Below are 20025 nucleotides of genomic sequence, written 5' to 3' on the forward strand. Positions count from 1 at the left end.
AAAAAACATCTTCAAAAATCTTTAATTGGATCGAATGCAAGCAGCTAAATATGTGATTGCCATCTCGCAGAGATTGCTCGCCCCTCTCATCTCCACATGGCTAAAAGAGTACACATCCTACGAATCGGCAACTGTGGTAACGGCTTTCCAGAAAGAGCAGGGATACCTTCATCTTGCTTTTGTCTTTTCTATGCGTTTTTAAATTTATAAAGGGAATCACATGAAAATGGTGTACAAAATATTTGCGCTTACCCTGATGACATCCTCTGCATATGCTGCTGATCTATATAGCCAATATTCAACTCCCGACTCGATAGGTTGCACTGGCCCCCATAAAAACGTATGCACTGACACTACCCGTCCTGACGACATTGTCGTCCAATACAAAGATGCTTATGGCAAAGTCACTATGCAACAAGAGCCCTCTTTTGAAATCGTTACGTGCATAGGCATATCAGACAAGTGCATTGATAAAGATCGTAACTACCGAGGCAAATCGGTAACTGGTCGTGACGTTAAGTACGTGGTTTTCAAAGATTTTTATATCTATCCGGGCGGTGATGGCAAGGATTGGGCATATAAAAATGGTACAGGACCTTTATTCGGAGGCGCTGCGGCAGGTAACACCATAGCAACGCCTGCAGCCACCTCAGTGAAAGCAACGCCTACAGATAATGGCACCTATGACATCTGGTGCGACCCACAAGGCGATAGCTGCGACCTGACCATTGATGGAGGGAGTGATCAAGTCAGTCGCGCCAGATTGCCTGTGTATGTTCCGCTGGCGTCCGACACAAGCAACTGCACTATGGAGTTCTGCTATAACTCGAAACAGGACGTAATTGGCCTCAATCCAGACTACCACCTCTGGAAAAAATAAAATCGCGAGCAAAGTCGTAAGCTGAGGTCGTTCAGAGCATGCACCTTTCTGGACCGCTTCCATGACATGCGGCCAGTATCAACTGGCCATTTTTTTGGACTTCCATCGGATTACGTCCCTCCCCACCTGACAGCTGTCTATGTGGATGGCGTGGGTGCGTGAGATATCGTGCTCGATCTTTACGACGGTTCCAGCTAGAATGCCTTCTGCTAGGAGGACCTACCCCAATGATTGATGCAGTTGACCTTTTCTGTGGTGCTGGTGGCCTCACCGCTGGCATGCGCAACACTGGCATTACAGTACATGCTGGGTACGACATCGAAGGCCAATGTGCGTACGCCTACCAAGAGAACAACCAGGCCGCCTTCGTCAAAAAAGACGTAACGGAAGTAACAGCTGAAGAGTTGCTGGCCTGGTATCGCCCAGGTCAATACAGACTGCTAGCCGGTTGCGCCCCCTGCCAACCGTTCTCGACTTACAACCAAGGCAAAGACACCCGCAACGATCGTAAGTGGCCGCTGCTCTATCACTTCAGCCGCCTCATCGAAGAAACTGAGCCTCACCTCGTAACCATGGAAAATGTTCCTGACGTCACCAAGCACGAGGTTTACCATGACTTCGTGCAAAGCCTCAGGGACCAGGGTTATGAGATCTGGGACGGGCGGGTGGCTTGCGTCGAGTATGGGTTGCCACAACAGAGACGTCGCCATGTTCTGCTCGCATCTAAACTGGGAATGCCCATAAGCATTATCCCTCCAACCCACTTGAACGCCCCGGTCAATGTCGAGGACGTCATCGGCGAACTGCCTCGCCTAGCCGCTGGAGAACGTGACCCGAACGACCCCCTTCACCGGGCAGCAACGCTTACCCCGATCAACATGCGACGCATCATTCATTCCAAGCCAGGCGGCACTTGGAAAGATTGGCCACCGGAGTTAGTCGCCGAATGCCACCGCAAAGCGAGTGGCAAGACGTACCCGAGCGTATACGGACGTATGCGCGCAGATCGCCCTAGCCCGACGATGACCACCCTCTGCTACGGTTTCGGAAATGGCCGTTTCGGCCACCCTGAGCAGGCCCGCGCCCTATCACTACGTGAAGCCGCGATCCTTCAGTCCTTTCCCAGAAATTACGTCTTCATGGAGCCAGAGCAGATAACCTTCAAAGCCGTCGGCCGCATGATTGGCAACGCCGTCCCGGTGCGACTTGGGGAAGTTATAGGGGAAAGCTTGATGCAGCATGTCAGGACCTATGAAGCGAGTCGCAAAGCGGAAGATCAAACTCAAGCCTGAGGCGGGCCTTCAGCACCTCAGGCGTCTTCGTTTCACACTCCCACATCACCAGTACACGCCAGCCCAGTTTTCGCAATTGAGCTTCCTTCCGCGCGTCACGCTCTACATTCGCTTCGAACTTGGGCAGCCAATAATCTTGCCTGCTCTTGGGAGTGGTCGCATAGCGGCAGTTGGGATGCCGGTGCCAGAAACAACCATGCACAAATACCGCCGTCCGGAACTTAGGCAAGACTATGTCCGGTGAACCGGGAAGATCCCGACGATGCAGACGAAACCTGAGCCCTAAAGCATGCAATGCTTGACGAACTTTGATTTCCGGCCCGGTGTGGGCACGCTTGACTGAGCGCATGATTTCGCTTCGCGACGCGCATGAGCTCACGTGTACCATGCCTCGTACCGACTAGACGTTGTAACCAACTTTCGGCCTTTAGCAAGATTGCACGCCTCGCAGAGAAGCTGCATGTTAGTCACATCGTTGATTCCACCCTCCGCAAGAGGAACTATGTGATCGAAATGCTTGTGAGTCGATACGGAAACTAAACCGCTCAAATCTTTGTTACATGCTGCACACATTCCACGGTCACGGAAAAATACCGCTCGCCTCACCCACTCTGGTATATGGACGCGGGCTGGTACGCCATCCCTCGCCAGTAGTGCAAAATGCTCAGGCTCCAAGTCGGCCTTCTCTATACGCTGAACTACGCCTGACACATAGCCATTTAGCTTAGCGAGCAGAGCTCTATTGCCGAAGAGGATGAAGAACACCTCATTGGACAGCCGAGTGAATAACTCATCCAGCTCCCCTGTGAGCCTGAGATCCTGGTGATAATCGAAAATATGATCTTCCGTCACCTCCTCCAGAAGGACGGTATTTTCATTTAGCCAATGCAGAAACCCAGAAGACTCAATTCCATGGCGCATGAGCGCTTGATCAACCCATAACTTATCCTTTGGCCCTCTCAGAGCGGCTTCCAACGTAACCTCTCCAATCCGCTCATACATGAGTTCTTCAATAATATACTGAGCAAATTCATGCAGCAAACTACGCTTAGGGAAAGGCTGTAAGAATAGCCAAACCTCCTGATCCTCATGCCAATTGTGGAGATTACGCAAGTAGGACATTGTGTCGTCGAGAACGTTATGAACAATGTTCGTGTAGTAGTAGGTCTCGAAATACTTCATCTCGACAAATTCTTCACGCATGGCAGCCGCGACCTTTACAAGTATCAGGAAAACCGTGACTACGAGAGCCTCAGCCCCACTCATTGAGTAAATCCATCATCCACTAGCTGGAACAATCACCCCTGTTATCACTAAGGCTTCCAAATGCCGATGAAGCTGCTCGGGCAATGGATTACCGGAGACCAGTACGCCAGCTTCCATGTTCTGATCCATTGCGTATCCAGTCAAATTGGCACTGGTTATGAAACAATATGCACTGTCTGCCACTGCGACCTTCGCATGCACACTGCCGTTCACGAAGGCTGAACCTTTGTCTTTCCATACATAGAACAGCGCATCTGGAACTATCTTTTGCAGGTTACCAATAGGATCAATACTGACCTTTCCACCCTGGGTGCTCGAGAGCTCCATCAGAAACACGATCTTTACACCTCGCTTTGCCGCTGATCTAAGAGCCCTAGCTATCGACTCAATGTCGTACGCGACGTAACTCGTGATGAACAACCGCTGCTGAGCAACATCGATCACCTGGATCAATGCCTGTTCGGTTCGCCGAGCAGGAACGAGCTCAGTCGTCGGCCCCGTCCATACGAGCTCGACCCTCTGCCGATCCTCGGCATGACGAAAAGCATATGCTGCAGCCAAGAGCATTGCCGCCAACGTCTCGCCATTGATGGTCGATGCCTTCCAAATATCGATCAACCCCTTGAGTGCGTTATCCGCCTTCACGGACAGCACTCCCGCCCTCAAATCTCCAGCTTTCGCGACTTGCATTCCCCTGACCTTCGCCGCCAAGGCGGTCACCCGGTCATAGGAAATGATTGAAACCAACTCGGATAATGCTACCAACATCTCTCGCATCTTAAGCATCCGGGAAGAATGCCGCTTTGGCATTCTCGAAAGTAGGCACGACCATCGCCCGGTCGAGATATCGATTACCACGCTCGCAAGATGTCTCCGCGACGAAGGAACATGCATGGCAGGCCGCTGCGTGCAGACTACGGTCTTTCTGGGGGTCGTGCTCCGCGCATAGAGGATCAGATGAGCAAATACGAGCACGTCGCAAAGCCTGAACCAGTAGACGCTCCAAGTTTTCGGGTTTGCCCAGCTCGACCAATCCACCCAAGGTGCCATCGGAATCCGCAGCCGCTGTGTAAATGATGAAGCCGCATTGACTACCTCCTTCATTCACCTCGGCATAAATCCGCTCTCTAATGCTCGCCGCATTGTATCCGCACTCCAGCGCCAGCTCTCGAATCAGCAAATGCGCCAAGGTGTGCAGCATCACGTAACGGGCACCCGGATAACCATCATCTGGCGGACAGAGATGTCGGGAGTTCCGCCAACCTTTATGTCCGCCTCGCAGCCCTACATCAACAGCCTGAACTTCAGCACTCTGCTCCCACTCGGCGATTGATTGCTCATCGAACTGAATGAAGATGCCTTCACCGTGTACCTGATTAGCGGGAACCCAATCAGGTTTCACTCGTGACAGTGGTGCTTGGATCGGTCCAGATCCAGTACCACCGGAGTCGTCAGGCGCTTCTACTCGCGTGAAGCCAAGCAAAGCATTCACTTCGCGCAGACGCTTCAGCAGCAACACCCTAAATATCCTGCCTTGAAATCCATTGGGAACGGCCACCGCTTCAGACAAAAAGTGCGGATAGTCATTCACAGGCGACGGATCAATAAGCACTCGCCATTCCGGTCCTTTGATATCAGCCTCGGTGCCGCCCTCATCGCCCCCTGAACGGTGTGCCTCAATGGCAGCCCAGATAGCCTCTGCGGAATACAACTCTACCCCCGGTAGCAAACCATTTTTCTTTAGCACCTTTATGGTCGGTGGCAGCTCGTCGTAGTCATCCAAGTCATGAAAGGAATCCCAGCCATCAGTGATCAGTTGAGCGAGCGAGTTCTTTGCCTGAGGAATCGCCAACGCTGATAAAGAGACCGGAAACCAGCTATTGGTCGCGCCCAACAGCACGGCTCGCGGCCCGGCGTCGCAATCCGGTTCGAACTGATCCAAATGAGGATGCCGCCCACGACACCCAGGCAAGTTCTCCTTACCGAGCTGCCCAAATGCGTGGGACATATTGCGCGCCGCCCCGCAATCGTCGCACTTTGCCCAAAGATTCTCGGTCTGTAGGGACGCTCCGCTTTCGAAGAAGCGCAGCGTGCCTTTGCAATCGTCGGGGCCAGAGTGGACGAACCACTGCCAAGGGAAGTCATCTAGATGTCCATTTTTGCAAGCCAAAAGGAAACGTGCAGGAACTGCATCTGCATCCTTCGCGGGCTGATCCTTTTTGGAACCTCGGCAACCCTGATGAACGAAACGTGTCGCCTCCGGGCGGTATCGGCTTTCCTTTAGCTCGAACAACCCACTGTCATAAGGCGACAAAAGCCCGCACTTCACACAACGCAACCAGCGAGGGAAAGGACGAACTGGAACCCCCACGCTGGCTTCTGCTGAGAACGGATCTACCAGATCACTCTTACTGAACGGTGGCATACGTAGCGACTCAACCTGAGGGCCAAGTGCTTTTTGCACGGCAGCGAGCAAACGATTTTCGATCACTGGCTGACAACGATCCTTCTCCCAGACGTCAATGCCGGAGGTCACAACCGATAAGTTCGGCAAGTCGACCAGGGCACCTGGGCCGTATGCCCACAATAGCTGACTAGGTCGAACTGAACCGACGTGAGTTTTTTCGTTGGCCATCTTCATTCGTCCTTATCAGCCACTGCAGGGCGAGGCTTCCATTGAATTTCGTCTTTGATCTTCGTTGAGTTCATGACCAAACGAACTCCAGGCTCGACCTCACGCATCGACATTGGTACCGTCCAGTTATCCCAAGCCTGCGCACCTGGAGCCTTGATCAAGGCAACCGTTCTGTCCTTGTCTGGCCCCCGCTTCTCATATGCCAAAATACGGTTCCCCTGCATCACCTCGCTCACCCACTGATCAGCACGCTGCTTGAGCATATCGCCCGCGAGTTTCTTCGCAGGAGCTTCCGCAATGTTGTCGGCGCGCGTTTCGAGTACCTTCATCGCGTCCAGCATTTCCACCTGATTTGGCTGTTTAAGGCTTTGGGCTCCATCGTTAGGCGCGAAATCATCGCTTTTGGCGCGGATGAGTGACAGCATCGCTCCGGTCAAACCCCGATCCATCGCGCGCGGCGAAAACGGTGTGACTGATTGCGCCTCTACATGTTTGTAGAAGGTCGCGTGGTAATGCTCGAAGGTCTCATAATGCGAGAGATCGCGAGGCCGGGCCCATGTCAGCACGGTACACACTAGACCAGGGAACTGACGCCCCACACGGCTCGTAGCCTGGATGTATTCCGCAGTCCCTTTTGGCTGACCGTTGACAGCCATAATTCCCAGCCGGTTAACGTCGACCCCAACCGACAGCATGTTAGTGGCCAGTACGATATCGATCGCTCGAGAATCCCCTTCTTCCCAACGAGTAACGTACTTACCTTTTTCAGGATCCCACTCGGACTTAAACATCACTTCAAGCTGGTCGAGATACTTGGGAATGTCCTGGTTGGAAACACGAGAAGTCAGCTCACGAATATTCATAACGCTGCGCTGCGCAAGACCAGGGCGCTCCACCATGCTCATTTGTACCCGGTATGCACGTGTCTGCACATCATCTTCGGCCAAACGCTTCATACCGCCCAATTCACGTAGCGAGTTGAAGTACCCCACCATGGTCATGTATGGATCAGCCGCCTTACCGAAGCGATCGAACAGGGCCTGAGCAGCAGTTAGAGCAGCGGTGTATACCCGGATTAGCATTGCTGGCCGCGAGCTGCCCGGAGAACAAATGCCTAGATAACGTCGCCCTGGCTTCTGCTTGATCGGACGCTGCACCGAGAAAAAATTATCCTCGACATCCAAGCCATGCGGCGGGAAAACTGAGACCTGGCGCATGAATACGTTGTTGACCTGTTGCTGCGCCTTGCGCACGGTCGCCGTGGAGGCGATCACCTTCGGGCGGATCGAATCGTCACCCAGCTGCCAGGTGCAAAGCTCATCAACCGCCCCCTCATATAACCCAACCATTGTCCCCAAAGGCCCACTAATCAAGTGGAACTCGTCCTGGATGATCAGGTCCGGCGGCCTTACTGGAACGATAGTTTTGACCGACGCTGCTGCTGCTTTACCTGCTACAGCCCTATGGCCGGTATTGCACTCAGAGCCCGGCCAAAGCAAGCCATGACGAGAGCATTCCCTCGAGACACGACCGAACAGATTCCGCACCTGCCCACGCCACGCCATCATGGCGAACTTGTCGACGGTGGCGATCATCATGGACGGTGGGCGACGATACATCTCTTCGTCTACGACCATAACTGGCAAGCCAGGATGCGCCAGCTTGCTTGAACGGCCGCGGGAGAAGTCACAGGCACTGAGCTTATCGCCGCAGTAAATTGTCGTCCGCCCAACGATCTTGTCGACCTCAATATCTCTGCTTGGATCAATCTCCGTCCCGCACCATGGACACCCTGTAAGCTGTGCCGGCGATGCCATACCAGTGGGATTTCGTCCTGGGGTACGAATAGCTTCAATGAACCTGTGGCTATCGTCTGTGGTCCCCGGTGTCACCTTATTGCCGACCCAAAGGCCTATGGTAAACGCACTATCGCCTAAGGAATTATCACCCGCTGCAAGCGCTTCTCGGCGAATATGCTCCATCGCACAGATTAACGCGGTAGCCCGCTGGAACTGCTGCAGAGTCAGCAGGCGCAGGGTGTAGCGCATGATCACAGCGAGACCGCGAGAGGCATCGTAGCCGCCCATACTTCCTTGCAAGCGGCGAATCGCCATGGTGAATGCAGCGACACCAAGATATGCCTCTGTCTTGCCACCACCGGTGGGAAACCAAAGCAGATCAGCATAGGCCTGTAGAGGCTGAGTACGATCCGTATGTTTCGGATCAGCCAATCCAGGCAAGGACAGCAGCAGGAAAGCCAGCTGAAAAGGGCGCCAAGAGCGATTCTTCGAAATGTCGAACTCCGCAAGCTTGACAGTGCGACCGCGCCGACGCTGCAAGGCGAACGCACTATGCACACGCTGGATGGCCATCGCACGATTAGCAAAACGAAATGCCGCCAGAGCATCATCGTCTGTTGCCAGCAGACTCACACCTTCGCGCAGTCGAGCCAGAATTGCCTCACATTGCCCCAGAGCCTCATCGGCTTGCTGGGCGTAACCGACAGCATCGGTCTCAATACGTGCTCGCTGATCTTTAATCCAGGCAGCATAATCCTCAGTCAGTATTCCGAGTGCGGCAACGAGCTCGCCTGCCTCCAGTTCCGCTAGATGCTTCATATCCAGTAAGCCTTCGTCGACCAGCCTTCGCATAGCCGGACGATCTTGCGAATCCAAACCTGGAGTTTCGGTTACCGGCAACTCATATTGCGGCATCACCCTTGTACGCAGCTCGACAGCCCTAGCTACATCAACACCGGATAACGCATGCACTGCAACACCATGGCCTACCGCAAACTCGACCCGGTCGCGATAGATCATTTCCAGCGCCAGGCGTTCACGCAAGTCGTCATCGTCCGCAGCACCAACATTCGCCTCAAGGGCAGGACGACGACGAAATATATCTTTCACCGAAGCTACTTCACTGGCCCGCACTATAATTTCCGGCTGGAACACCCAGGCAGTGTCCCGATTTTCCGGAGGCTCCTCCTGGCCATTGACCAAAAACAGCGTAACCAAACGCTCTCCCTTCTCGTTTGGTGATCGCACAGTGCCCTGTATACGTACTTTCGGACATGCGGCGTCCGGAACAACAGGGGAAATCACACCGTCGCTCAGTGCCAGCAGGAAGACCCCACCAGAGGATTTTCTCCGCCAAACTTTGGCTTTGAGAACTTGCTCAATGGTCTTGACAACCCGGCCTTCGGCATCACGGATAGCCTTCTTGACTACTTTTGTATGCGCGGGATCATCAGAATTAAAGCGCTCATAGCGGCCCCAGCTCACTACGACCTCGAGACTTTCTGCATTACTATCGACACAGAAGGTGAACCCTAAACTCGAAGGTGCCAGCGATTGGTTCGAAGCGGTATCGACCTCTTCGTTGGCTTCGGAATCACCACCACCGGATTTGGGTGGAGAATCGACTTTGTTCGACTGCGCCTTCGGCTCCAAATCAGTAGGCTCGTCCTCCTCATTCGTCTCAGCAGGAGCTACGTCCTCACCACGCTCAGCGTTTTCCATCGGCGCTAGCTTGCCGACAAGATAGCGATCGCGGACACTCATATCGACGATGATTTCTTCCGGCCCACCGGCCGGCCCCAAAAGATCGTCCATGATGGCGCACTGCAGTAATTCACGAACGTAAGCCTCGTCCTCGATCAGAGGTATCTCGGCAAGGGTGATGCCGAGAGCACGCGGAATAGCTTCAGCGAAATCGGTCCAGGGCGCACGTATCACACTTCCAGTGGCCGGAGGCATCAAGTTGGTGCTACCGACCCCCACAGTAGGCTCAAGCACCTTGGCCCTGTCGAAGTATAAAGAAGTGCCTTCGCCATCAACTCGGATGCGCATTACACGACCGATACGTACGATAAATCCTGCAGGGTTCAGAACCAGTACCCAAGCGTCCTCACGCAACTTGGGATGGCGCCCCTTCAGATAAACGCCTTTATTAGCCAGACGAGCATCATCCACCAACCCACGATCAACCACGATCCAAGCCTCAGGGTTACTGTCCTGCTTTCGATCTTCCATGCTCATCTCTCAAATTCCGTTCACAATGTCTTCTAGCTTATCGAGCGCCTTGGTTTTCTCGATATAAGCCGAGTAAGCCACCTGAGCCCCGAGTATTAACGCGTCATAGTGCTTTATGCGACTACCAGGAGAGATCGCGGCCATGGAAGACTTAAGGCGTTCGGGGTTCGAGGACTCTTCATCCACGGTTTTGCCCAAGACAAACACGACTTCTATGTCTGGATCATTTTCGCCCATCTGGACCAAGATCTTGCGTAGTTTATCGACATAGGTCTGCCCTTGATCCTGTAACTCAAGAAGCCTCATCTTCCTGCCGACTTTCTTAAGCTCGACTATGATGTGCCTACCGGCGTTCGTGCGATACGCAATATCGACCCGCCCGAGCTCTTCCTTCTTGGTCATGTCATCAGTAAGGATGCCTTCAGCGATGAGGCGTGACTCCATGATGGGGCTGCCAGTCGCTCTGTCCCAAGCCGGATCAAGAAGCCAAAGATGATCAAAAAGATACTTTTGGAGCGCCCTCTCCTTGGCATCTTCGTCGACCAGGCTCTGGAACTCCTTTATCGCTTCGAGCCTTGACTTGACGATGTCACGGTAGAGCGAAGCTTCCAATGCATCACGATCGGCGAGAAGCGTTAGAAGCTTTTCGACATTGTCGACATGAAGAGCCAGTTCATCCGATGAACCACGCAACTGCATCCGTTCGAAAGCCAAAATGCCGTGCCGGTACAGAACCTTTCTGTCCTCTTCATCATCGACAGGAAGTGCGCTGAGCTTAGATATGAGGGTTTCCGCGCTCTTCCTGAATCCTGGCTGCAAGCCATTAAGCCACACAGCGAGCTTGGGAGAGTTCTCTTTAGCTTTCTCGACCTCGTGCTTGCGTCGCCATTCGCTCCAGCGCCTTTCAACCTGCACCAACCGCGACCTCAAAAATACGATGAGCTGGATATAGCGAGGATCATCCTCCTGGACACGCTGACGATCACTTGTCGCGATATCCGGCTGGTCATCGGCATCGAGAAAGTCTGCTTCAATCTGCCCCGTGAGGTACTTCGTATACAAGCGACCATCGTTCAACTTGTCCAAAATGTTTTCATGAAACAAACGGCCTCTTGCAAACACGACGATACCGTTGAGGTTGCCGGCATCCTCACTATCCAATTGCTTGGGCAAGCTAGCCGTTCCAATCCAGCCGGTCACTCGCCAGCCCGAACCCCAAGCATCCAACCGATTGGGAAGCGTCTCCTGCTCTAACAAACCCTTCGCAGAATCCAGCTCGATATCGGAGCCGTCCAGACGCCAGAGGAACTGCACCACAGGCAAGTCTCCTCGCTCGGCTGTCGAGATAGGTTGCCCGTCGATGATTATCTTGAAGTCGTGAGCCTCTCCAATGACGGAAAAGCGGCGAGCCAATCGCTTTCGAAGAGCTGTAACGCTTTTCCCCAGGCGCTGGCGGTTGATGTCACGAAGAACGATTCGAGTACCTTTAGTTACAGTTAAAAATTCTTCAGCCAGCGGCTCGGGACTGTAATGTGGCTCCTTTCGCTTCACCGAAGCCGCGATGCCGTCCACTGACATTCGCAGTCCATGAACCATTCCGTCCTTAGCCGACTGTACCTCAATGCCCCGTGCGACTGAGAATAATGAAAGCTTTCCCAAGCCTTTCCGCCCCATGACTGGCCGCCCTTTCGCAGTGATCCGGCCATGTTCAAGATCTTCATCACGCCGCCTGTAACCAACTCGCAAATATTTAGCGTTCATATCCTCAATCGACAGACCAATACCATCGTCCGCTATGTCAATCCACTGCCCTTCAGGGTCGATACGAATTTCGACTTTTTCAGCATCGGCATCCCAAGCGTTAGCTACGGCCTCGGTCAGAACGGCGGCGATATTGCTGTAAAGGTTGATCCCGAGATGATCAAGTACGTTCAGGTCTACCGTCATTTTGTATGTATCGCTCACTCTTCAACTCCTTGAACAGCCCAATATCGTACATCTCAACACTCGCCCTGCCGCTCTACCATCCACGACTTACTAAATCATCAATAGCAGCATTCCACTTTTTTCTGGATCATCTATTATTCGAAAAAAATTTCACTCTTAGCATTCCAACTAAAAACTGATCCCAAACAACCAAGCACCAATAGTCAATCACTCACTTTAGAAGCTCCGGATTGCACTACAGTGGCATCGTCAAAATCAAACCCTGACTGCTCAAAAAAATCAGCCACCTCACACTTCGACATCAGCAACCTTGAGCGAGAGGGTTTCTCGCTAGCCCCCTCTTTGGCAACGCCCTCTTCAGAGCGCTTTCGATTAAGCTCCGAGAGCCGATAAATAATCTCAACTCGAGCAGTCTCGCTTATGGTAAAGCGTACATTCTTGCCCTCCGGCAGATAACCAACCTTATGAAAACCGTGCTTTAGATCAAGATCATCGAAGTCATATGCGGATAGTACAGTCTCATTCAACTCCATCTGTAGCGCCCTCATCGCTACAACGCCATCGGAATCAACTTTCGGATCGTGAATATCATTATAAAATTTTGTCAGCCCCTTTCCGCTGTCAAGCAGACACATTTCTCGCTTCTCGAAATACCGCCTCCCGATAGCTGACAGAGCTTCATGATCGTCCTCTAAAACCCTATCCGGAAATGGTAGCGTTTCGAATATATCACCATGAGTATAACGCAGATCTTGCTTCATCTTTGAACCTCGCTCCCAGGCCCAAACTGCATGTATATCCGAGGACAAACAAGAAAAAAGAGCATAGCTCTCACTCGCAACAACTCCTACTGTGTTAGCGAACACGCTAGTATTTGGCACAAAGGTAAAACATGGATACTTGGTAGCCCCCGTGGCAAAAACTAAAACTTTGTTCAGCTTCGCCTCAGCCCCTGTCCAGCCTGTCGGATGCTCATGGAATAGGCCGCCCCGCCCAACTTTATGCAGCCAGGACTTCCCATTTTTCCCATGCAGCCACCAATATTTCTTATATCCTTGAGCAGATGGATTATTTTTCAACAATTGCCGCTCGGGCTTAACTAGAGACTCGACACGAACAAATAACTCACCAAACTTTCTTGCTTTATCTTCTGGCCAGTCCCAAAACTGAATAACCCAGCGCCCTGGCTGATGGCTTGGGCTTTGATTTACTTCCTGACCAATCAAATATGGAAATAAAACATCTACATATTCCGGATTCCGGACAATTATTTCAATAGCTTCGGCAGAGTCCAAAACAAACCCCATACCTAGAACAACCGACCCCTGAAAAGCCAAACTCTTATTTTTGACTAGCTTTATTGGCTCCCAGTGCTGCCTATCGCTAAGCGAGGAGGATATTTCCTTAGCATAGCCACCATTCAAACTACAGCGCCCGCCCCACTCGCCCGAATAAAAAATCACTCGACTCGTAACAACGTTTGCTTTTCCAGGCCAATTTTCACTAGTTACCGCAGAGTAAATAGAAGCGCCCTTAGATAAAATATTGGTTAAACCAACGTCCCGAGTATCACCTTCTGCAATTGTTTTTACAGCGATCAATCCTGCTGTAGATCTAGCTGCCAAAAGTGAAAAAGCTCTATTGAAGAAATACGAAACCAAATCTGCTGAGCCACGTATGCCATCGGCCAAATAGCAGACTAAATATTCGCGATACAAATCACCCGCAACTCCACTTATTTTCTGGCCGCCTAAGAAAGGCGGGTTTCCAATGATGGCATTGAACCCGTACGCCCCACGAGAAAACACCTCTGGAAACTCCAACGGCCAATGGAAAGGGCGTCGACTCAATTTACTTTCCGCAAAATCGGCAGCTTGTATTTTCATAGCGAGACGAGCAATAGCTGTAATAGCGCCCTGATCACCTTCGACAGCCTGCCCCGCTTGCATCGTTAGCGGCACGATTGCACGCTCTAGCGCGGTCGCGTTGCCCCTCACCGCAATCGCTTCACCAATGAATGCATCCGCAATAAGCTCCAGTACCTTGAGTTTCTGCCGCGCATCGGCATCAAGCCGCGCCATGGCTTCGACGTCATGGATATCGCGTATTGGTATTTCCCGTAAGCACACCCTCAGCTCCATTGCCTCGCGTACCGCCTGCTTAACATTTCGCCCGAACAGCCGCTGCTGCCCCTTACCGCTCGGCGTCATAGAGAGCTCAGTGAGCTGATCAAGCCGATGAATACCCAACAGGCTATCGCCACACTTGAGGTTATGGTCAAGGAAACCGAATGGACGGCCCTTGGCAAGGGTCACCAGCCAAATGGAGAGCTTGGCTAGCTCCACCGCCAAAGGATTCAGGTCTACTCCGTAAAGGCAACGTTCGGCGACCAAGCGACGAGCTGTCATCAGCCTATCTTCGGGATTAGCAGGTAAGCCTTCTAGGTCAACTAGATCATCGACGACTACGCCTTCGATGGTGATATACCGACCAACTGATTCTTCCGCAGCCCAGGCATCGGCGATCCGCTCTGCGAGCCAGCGACAGACCTGTACTAAGAACGCTCCTGAGCCCATGGCTGGATCGCAGATTTTTAAATCAAGAAGCTCCGCTGGTGATTTCAATAGCCACTGCTCACGCCCTCGCCCCTCGGAAGGGCCTACGTAGACGACCGGTTCCAGAGTATTTTCGACAATCTGTTCAGTGAGAGACTTGGGCGTGTAGTGTGTGCCCGTCTCCCTACGATCGCTACCCGTGGTGATGATAAAAGCGTCCTGGGGATATATGAGCGGATATCCCCAAGAGTCAGTACGAAGCAGACTGAGGAACGGCAAAGCACGATCGCGCAGCTCCTCATCGCCAGCACAGGCTGTAAGCAAGCGGTTGGCCTGGACTGCATCGACCGTGCGTTCAAGATCCTTACGTATAGCCCCTGCGCTACGCTTGATTGCATCAGCACCAGAAAGCTCATTTATCAATGCCTCCTCACCCCGTCGATGAAGAACTTCAAGTGCCTCCAGGGCATAGAGGGTCTTCTTCGCACCCTTGCCACCAGTCAGCTCCACCGTGACTCGTTCAGTTCGAGCAACTGTGCGCTCCAGTAAGCCTTCGTAGACATAGCCGATCTGTTCTACATCTAGTGCACGATAAGACAGGGTACGACCTTCATATTGCTGAATGGCTTCCAACAAGAGCAACACAGTGCGGTTATCGATCGGTATCGGTCGTGCGGAATCAACCTTCCAGTTGGAACCCTTGGCACGCCCTTCTAGGAAAGGAAACCGATCAGGGTCGAATATCGACCCCCCCAGAGCGGGAAGGCGCAGCGCTTCATGTTCAATACCGCCGTATACTGCACGGAATGTCGCTAGCAATCGTGACCAGGCATCATTACGTCGCTCAAGCACCTCCTCCGTTTCTTGGCGCAGTTGCATACGTAAAGTGGATATAGCGTAATTGCTCTCGTATGCTTCTTCCCCCATCAGCAAGAGACCACGCTCCTCGGCTGAGAGCAGGAACACCAGACGCATCATGATGGTCAGGCCCGCCTCGTAAAGCTCGGTAGGTTCGATACCTTTCAGCAGTGCCCGAGAGCGCTCGCGGTCTTCCTTATCCAGCGCCTGGATCAGCATCTCGACCGCACGACGGACCTGCTCGCCTAATGCATCGGTGACTTCTTCCTGATGCTGAATGGACTCGTCCAGCATTGATGGCAAGCTTTCATCGTCCGGCCCGAAGAAGCGCCTGATACCCAGCAAGGTAAGGAAGGCTTGGAGCGTCAATCGCTCCTGCCCCCAGAGGCGTGCATACCAACTCGCGAATGTCGATACTGCTCCAACAGAAGCATCAACAAGCATCCAGCGCTCGCCATCAGTGACTAGTCCGAGACGACAGCCGCTGGTCCGGCAGAGCCGTTCCATGCGCTCTGCTGGGCTCGCGATCCAACCATCGATTTTAAGGGCCGCTTGGAGGTCCGTACCTGCTGGATATATTTGGATCAGCAGCTGGCTTTGACCACCCGATACCAGTGCATAGTCAGGCGCTAAGGTGACACCATGTTCAGGAACAGTGACACGTAGTTCCGCAGGGATGTGCTCTGCACGTAGAAGTAGCTCGCCGCTATAGGACTCGTCGTACTCAAGGCCCCGGGCGAGCACTTCGTAAATCCAGGCTCTATGCAGTTCGGCAAACCGGGGGTCGTCGTTGTCACGAGCCTCGCACCACTCGTCATAAGCTTGACGCAGATATTGTCGAATTCGTGGCTCAACTGCCGGCAGGCCGGTGGAGAAGACGCGCTTCAGTACGGGTGTGGCAAGGAAAGGACCGGAAACCTCAATCAGCGACAACCATTCATCGTGGATATCAAAGGGGATCATACGCGGCCTCCTAAGGCTAACGATGCAGGCACGATGAAAATGACGGCGACAGGGAAGGTACGATCTTGTGGTTCTGAATAGCGTGCTTCGATAGCGCTGACTTCATGCTTCCGCTCTGCAGGAATGCGGATAAGACGTGCCTGCAAGGCCGAGTTGTCGCGGCGGACCTGGGTGCGCTCATTTTCACTAAACAAGGAGAATTGCTCAGGCAGCTCGTCTTTGTTCAGCTCTTTGCGAATGGAGTTATCTAGCTCATCAAGTACAGTACGAATATCTTCCACTTCTTTCTTCTTGCGGGTTTCCAGGGTATTACCCAAATATTCAAGGCGGTTGCGCGAGCGCGCGTTGAGGGATTGCTGGATAGACTCTTCGGAAGCGGCGAAGCGGCTTCGCAGGGTATCGAACGCCGCCCCTTCAAGTTGCTGCGGCTGCGCCTCGTCCAGCCAGGCCTGCAGCCGAGTGACGCCGTCCTCACGCTTGAAGCCCTGCTCTCGAAGGTAGCCGCCTGACACAGTCAGCTCTTCATGCAGGCGATGATGGTTACCGCCAGTAATCACCAGGCGCGACACCACCACGACAGCAGGCGCATCAAGACGATCGTCAGGTAGTACTCGCACCGTCACACGGTGCAACCGCTTGTTGTCCTCTTGTGCCCATACCTCCGCACGCAGCAAGCGCAAGCACATTTGAACTAAGCGATGGTTGAGATGAATGAGCACTAAATCATCTCGCCCCTTGGCGACTTCATGATCAAAGGTCACCGGCCGAGTCTTACCAGTGAAGGGATGCTCTAACCCTTCACGGCAACGCTCCCAAGCACCGCCCAACGGTGGCAGTTCGAATACGCTCCCCGGTGCGACACCTGCCATCGTCAGCGGTCTGAGAGCTGGCTTCTCCGCCAGCACCAAGCCCGTCTCGACTGCTTTCAGGATGTGCTCGGGAGAGAGGTGGAAGTCCTGCCTTGTCTCGACCAGCCGCTCATGCAGCTTGGCCACACGATTAGCAAGATCTTTTTCGGCACGGACGAAACGGCGGGCATGAACGATCTTCGCATCCGCCAGGCGGGTATCAAGATCACGTAGGGTGCCTTCTATGAGGCCTGACATCTGCGGAGCAATCACCGGGTTCACACTACCCATATCTGCGCGCATAGAATCGAGCTTACGCAGCGCACGCAAAATATCCTTCTTATGCCCGCCAACAACTTCGTCGTCCTCGCGAGCATCGACTGGGTGCCAAATCAGCACCTCCTTTTCGCGTTGGCCATGACGATCAATACGACCATTACGCTGCTCCATGACGTTGGGGTTATAAGGGATCTCCAGATGGATGAGGTAGTTGCAGTGGTTCTGCAGGTCGATACCTTCGGAAGCGGCATCGGTAGCGAGCAAGATACGCACAGGAGAAACGTCCGGAGCAGCTTGGAATGCCGCCTTCACCTGCTCTCGATCGTCATGGTCCATGCCACCGTGCAAGATCATGAGGCGATCTCCGCCTAAATCTTGAGTCGCCAGAATTTGGTGTAACCAATCGAGCGTGGTGCGGTACTCAGTAAAGAGAATCACGCGCTTACCATTCCACAATTGATCCGTTTTAAGATGCTTATCGATCCATAAAAGTAATGCTTTGGCCTTGGAATCGATCTGGTTCATCGCCAGCTGAGACCAATGCCTGAGTTCGTTGAGAAGGATGCGCTCCTCTGCACTCAAGGAGCGCGAGTGACGCGTGGCCTCTTCGACCGCCTCTTGCTGCGCAGCCTCGACATCCGCGTCATTGGCGTAATCCTCCTCCGCACGCTGAATGGCTTTGAGCAGGATTCGTTCGGATAGGTCCGTCTGCGCCTTACCGTTTCCACCGCTCTCCAAGGTTGCGACGTGTTTTTCCAAAGTCGACGCGAAGGCAGCCGGCGATGAGAACAAGCGCTTACGCAGTAGCTGATTAACGAAGGACGCCCCTGTTACGCCGCCAACTTCCTCATCTGCTGCTTCCCTGCTGGCACAGAATGCTTGCAGCTTATGATGAATCTCTCTTTCTCTGGGAGTGTAGTCGACGGGCAATGCTTCCAGCTTGCGCTGCGCATAGATTAGCTGACCATCTTTGTCGGTGATTTCGCTCTTGAGGCGGCGAATCATCACCTGGGACAGCTGTTTTTCTTCCGGCATGATGTTACGTGCGAAGCGCTGGTCATCAAGCAGTTCCAGCAACGAAGTAAAGGACTCGGTGTAACCGTTGTGCGGCGTAGCGGTTAGGAACAAATGATGCTGGAAGTGTGGGGAAATAGCGCGAATCAAACGGGTGCGCTGACTCTCGATGGCGTATTGCGCACTCGCTGCTGGCGCGACGTTATGCGCCTCGTCGACGACCAGCATGTCGAATTTTCGTGGATAGCTGACATGTGCCGGCAGGATATCGCGGAAAGCACGTAGACCATCACCAGCCTTGGCCCAATCCATTGACGTGATCAGGCGCGGGAAGGTGGTCCATGGATTGGCATGAATTCCTCTTTCGCGTCGCATCTCCTTAATGTAAGTACCATCTACGATGCGGAATTCTAAGCCGAACTTTTCCATCATCTCGACACGCCACTTTTCTTGAAGCGACGCGGGACAAATTATCAGTACAGTGCGTATACGATGGCGCAACAGCATTTCCTGGATGACCAAACCTGCTTCGATCGTCTTGCCAAGACCTACGTCATCAGCAATCAGCAAGTTGACACGAGCCATGTCGATGGCGCGCACCAGTGGATCCAACTGGAAGTCCTGAATGCTCACACCGCTGCGAAACGGCGCCTGGAGAAAACCGCGATCGGCATTTGTGGCGGCTCCCCAGCGTACGGCATCAAGAAAGGCTTCCAGCGTATTCGAGTCATCCTGCCCAGTGATGGCCGGTAATCCAGCACGTTCGATGACGTGCGCACCCGGCTCGATTTCCCAGATCACCTGGAGCTCTTCGCCCAATGCATCTTCGTCGATTGATGCCAGCGTGACGGAATTCTGCTGCACACTTCCCAGTTTGGAAGCATTGACCTCTGCAACAACCCACTGCCGGCGCCGGACCTCGACGAGCTGACCGGGTTCCGGGACGTTGCGGTAACTGCTATTTTCCACCGATACGGTCACTTCATTACTCCTAATCCCGTATCACCTCGTCAGACAGTGGTGAGAAAACGGATATGATTTTTTTAGAAAATTATGCGTCTGAAATCGAGTCGATCTAGACAAGGCGAAAAAACACCCAATCAGACGCCCGAGGACTGATAAAAACTCTAAAGTCGGCACCTCAGGAAACGCTTACGAAAGCATCCCGCTTCCCTGTTGCCCACGTCCTGCCAATGGCTGCCACATTATCCAGCCCAGCATTAAGGGTAAAGGCATTGTGCCGCCAGCAGGGCGATAAATTTCCTGACGGGCCGACTTTCAACAATCCACTGGAAAAAGCTTTTAAGCACTTGGGTAAGAATCATGCAACGCGACGCGCTGCTGGGGGGATAAATGGGGGGACGCATAAAAATTAAAAATAAATATCCTTATAAATCAATAATTTAACAAAACAAAAAAGCCGCCCACAAGCCGGCTTTTTAATGCCCAGTGTC

At 53.0% G+C, this 20025-nt stretch carries 10 protein-coding genes; 2 read left to right on the forward strand and 8 right to left on the reverse strand.

Annotation, left to right across the window (positions count from 1 at the left end):
• Positions 1–220 precede the first annotated feature (220 nt).
• On the forward strand, positions 221–880 hold the full coding sequence (locus DN387_RS16380) for a hypothetical protein (protein ID WP_254506127.1): 660 nt from the start codon (positions 221–223) through the stop codon (positions 878–880).
• 227 nt (positions 881–1107) lie between these two features.
• Positions 1108–2172, forward strand: a complete 1065-nt coding sequence (locus DN387_RS16385; protein WP_254506129.1) for a DNA cytosine methyltransferase — start codon at positions 1108–1110, stop codon at positions 2170–2172.
• On the opposite strand, the gene DN387_RS16390 is transcribed toward DN387_RS16385, so the two are convergent.
• From DN387_RS16390 to drmD, 8 genes are all read right to left on the reverse strand, one after another.
• Positions 2123–2560: a very short patch repair endonuclease gene (locus DN387_RS16390; RefSeq protein ID WP_254506131.1), complete on the reverse strand. Its 438-nt coding sequence runs from the start codon at positions 2558–2560 to the stop codon at positions 2123–2125. The two genes, DN387_RS16385 and DN387_RS16390, sit on opposite strands and share 50 nt — an antisense overlap.
• On the reverse strand, positions 2548–3375 hold the full coding sequence (locus DN387_RS16395) for an HNH endonuclease (RefSeq protein WP_192842073.1): 828 nt from the start codon (positions 3373–3375) through the stop codon (positions 2548–2550). The genes DN387_RS16390 and DN387_RS16395 overlap by 13 nt, the downstream gene beginning before the upstream one ends.
• Before the next feature lie 75 nt (positions 3376–3450).
• Positions 3451–4215: a DISARM system phospholipase D-like protein DrmC gene (gene drmC / locus DN387_RS16400; RefSeq protein ID WP_057960727.1), complete on the reverse strand. Its 765-nt coding sequence runs from the start codon at positions 4213–4215 to the stop codon at positions 3451–3453.
• A 1-nt stretch (position 4216) separates the two neighbouring features.
• Positions 4217–6073, reverse strand: a complete 1857-nt coding sequence (gene drmB / locus DN387_RS16405) for a DUF1998 domain-containing protein (protein WP_057960768.1) — start codon at positions 6071–6073, stop codon at positions 4217–4219.
• A gap of 2 nt (positions 6074–6075) precedes the next feature.
• The gene (drmA, locus tag DN387_RS16410) at positions 6076–10113 is read right to left on the reverse strand and encodes a DISARM system helicase DrmA (RefSeq protein ID WP_254506133.1); all 4038 of its coding nucleotides are present in this window, start codon (positions 10111–10113) and stop codon (positions 6076–6078) included.
• Between the two features lie 3 nt (positions 10114–10116).
• Entirely contained in the window at positions 10117–12072 is a 1956-nt protein-coding gene (locus DN387_RS16415) for an ATP-binding protein (protein WP_254506135.1), read from the reverse strand.
• A 185-nt stretch (positions 12073–12257) separates the two neighbouring features.
• Complete coding sequence (locus tag DN387_RS16420) at positions 12258–16430, reverse strand: type IIL restriction-modification enzyme MmeI (RefSeq protein ID WP_204375833.1); 4173 nt, start codon at positions 16428–16430, stop codon at positions 12258–12260.
• Complete coding sequence (gene drmD / locus DN387_RS16425; RefSeq protein WP_057960730.1) at positions 16427–19552, reverse strand: DISARM system SNF2-like helicase DrmD; 3126 nt, start codon at positions 19550–19552, stop codon at positions 16427–16429. The genes DN387_RS16420 and drmD overlap by 4 nt, the downstream gene beginning before the upstream one ends.
• Between the last annotated feature and the right edge of the window lie 473 nt (positions 19553–20025).

It is taken from the genome of Pseudomonas sp. FBF18, assembly GCF_024261405.1.
GTDB lineage: Bacteria > Pseudomonadota > Gammaproteobacteria > Pseudomonadales > Pseudomonadaceae > Aquipseudomonas > Aquipseudomonas palmensis.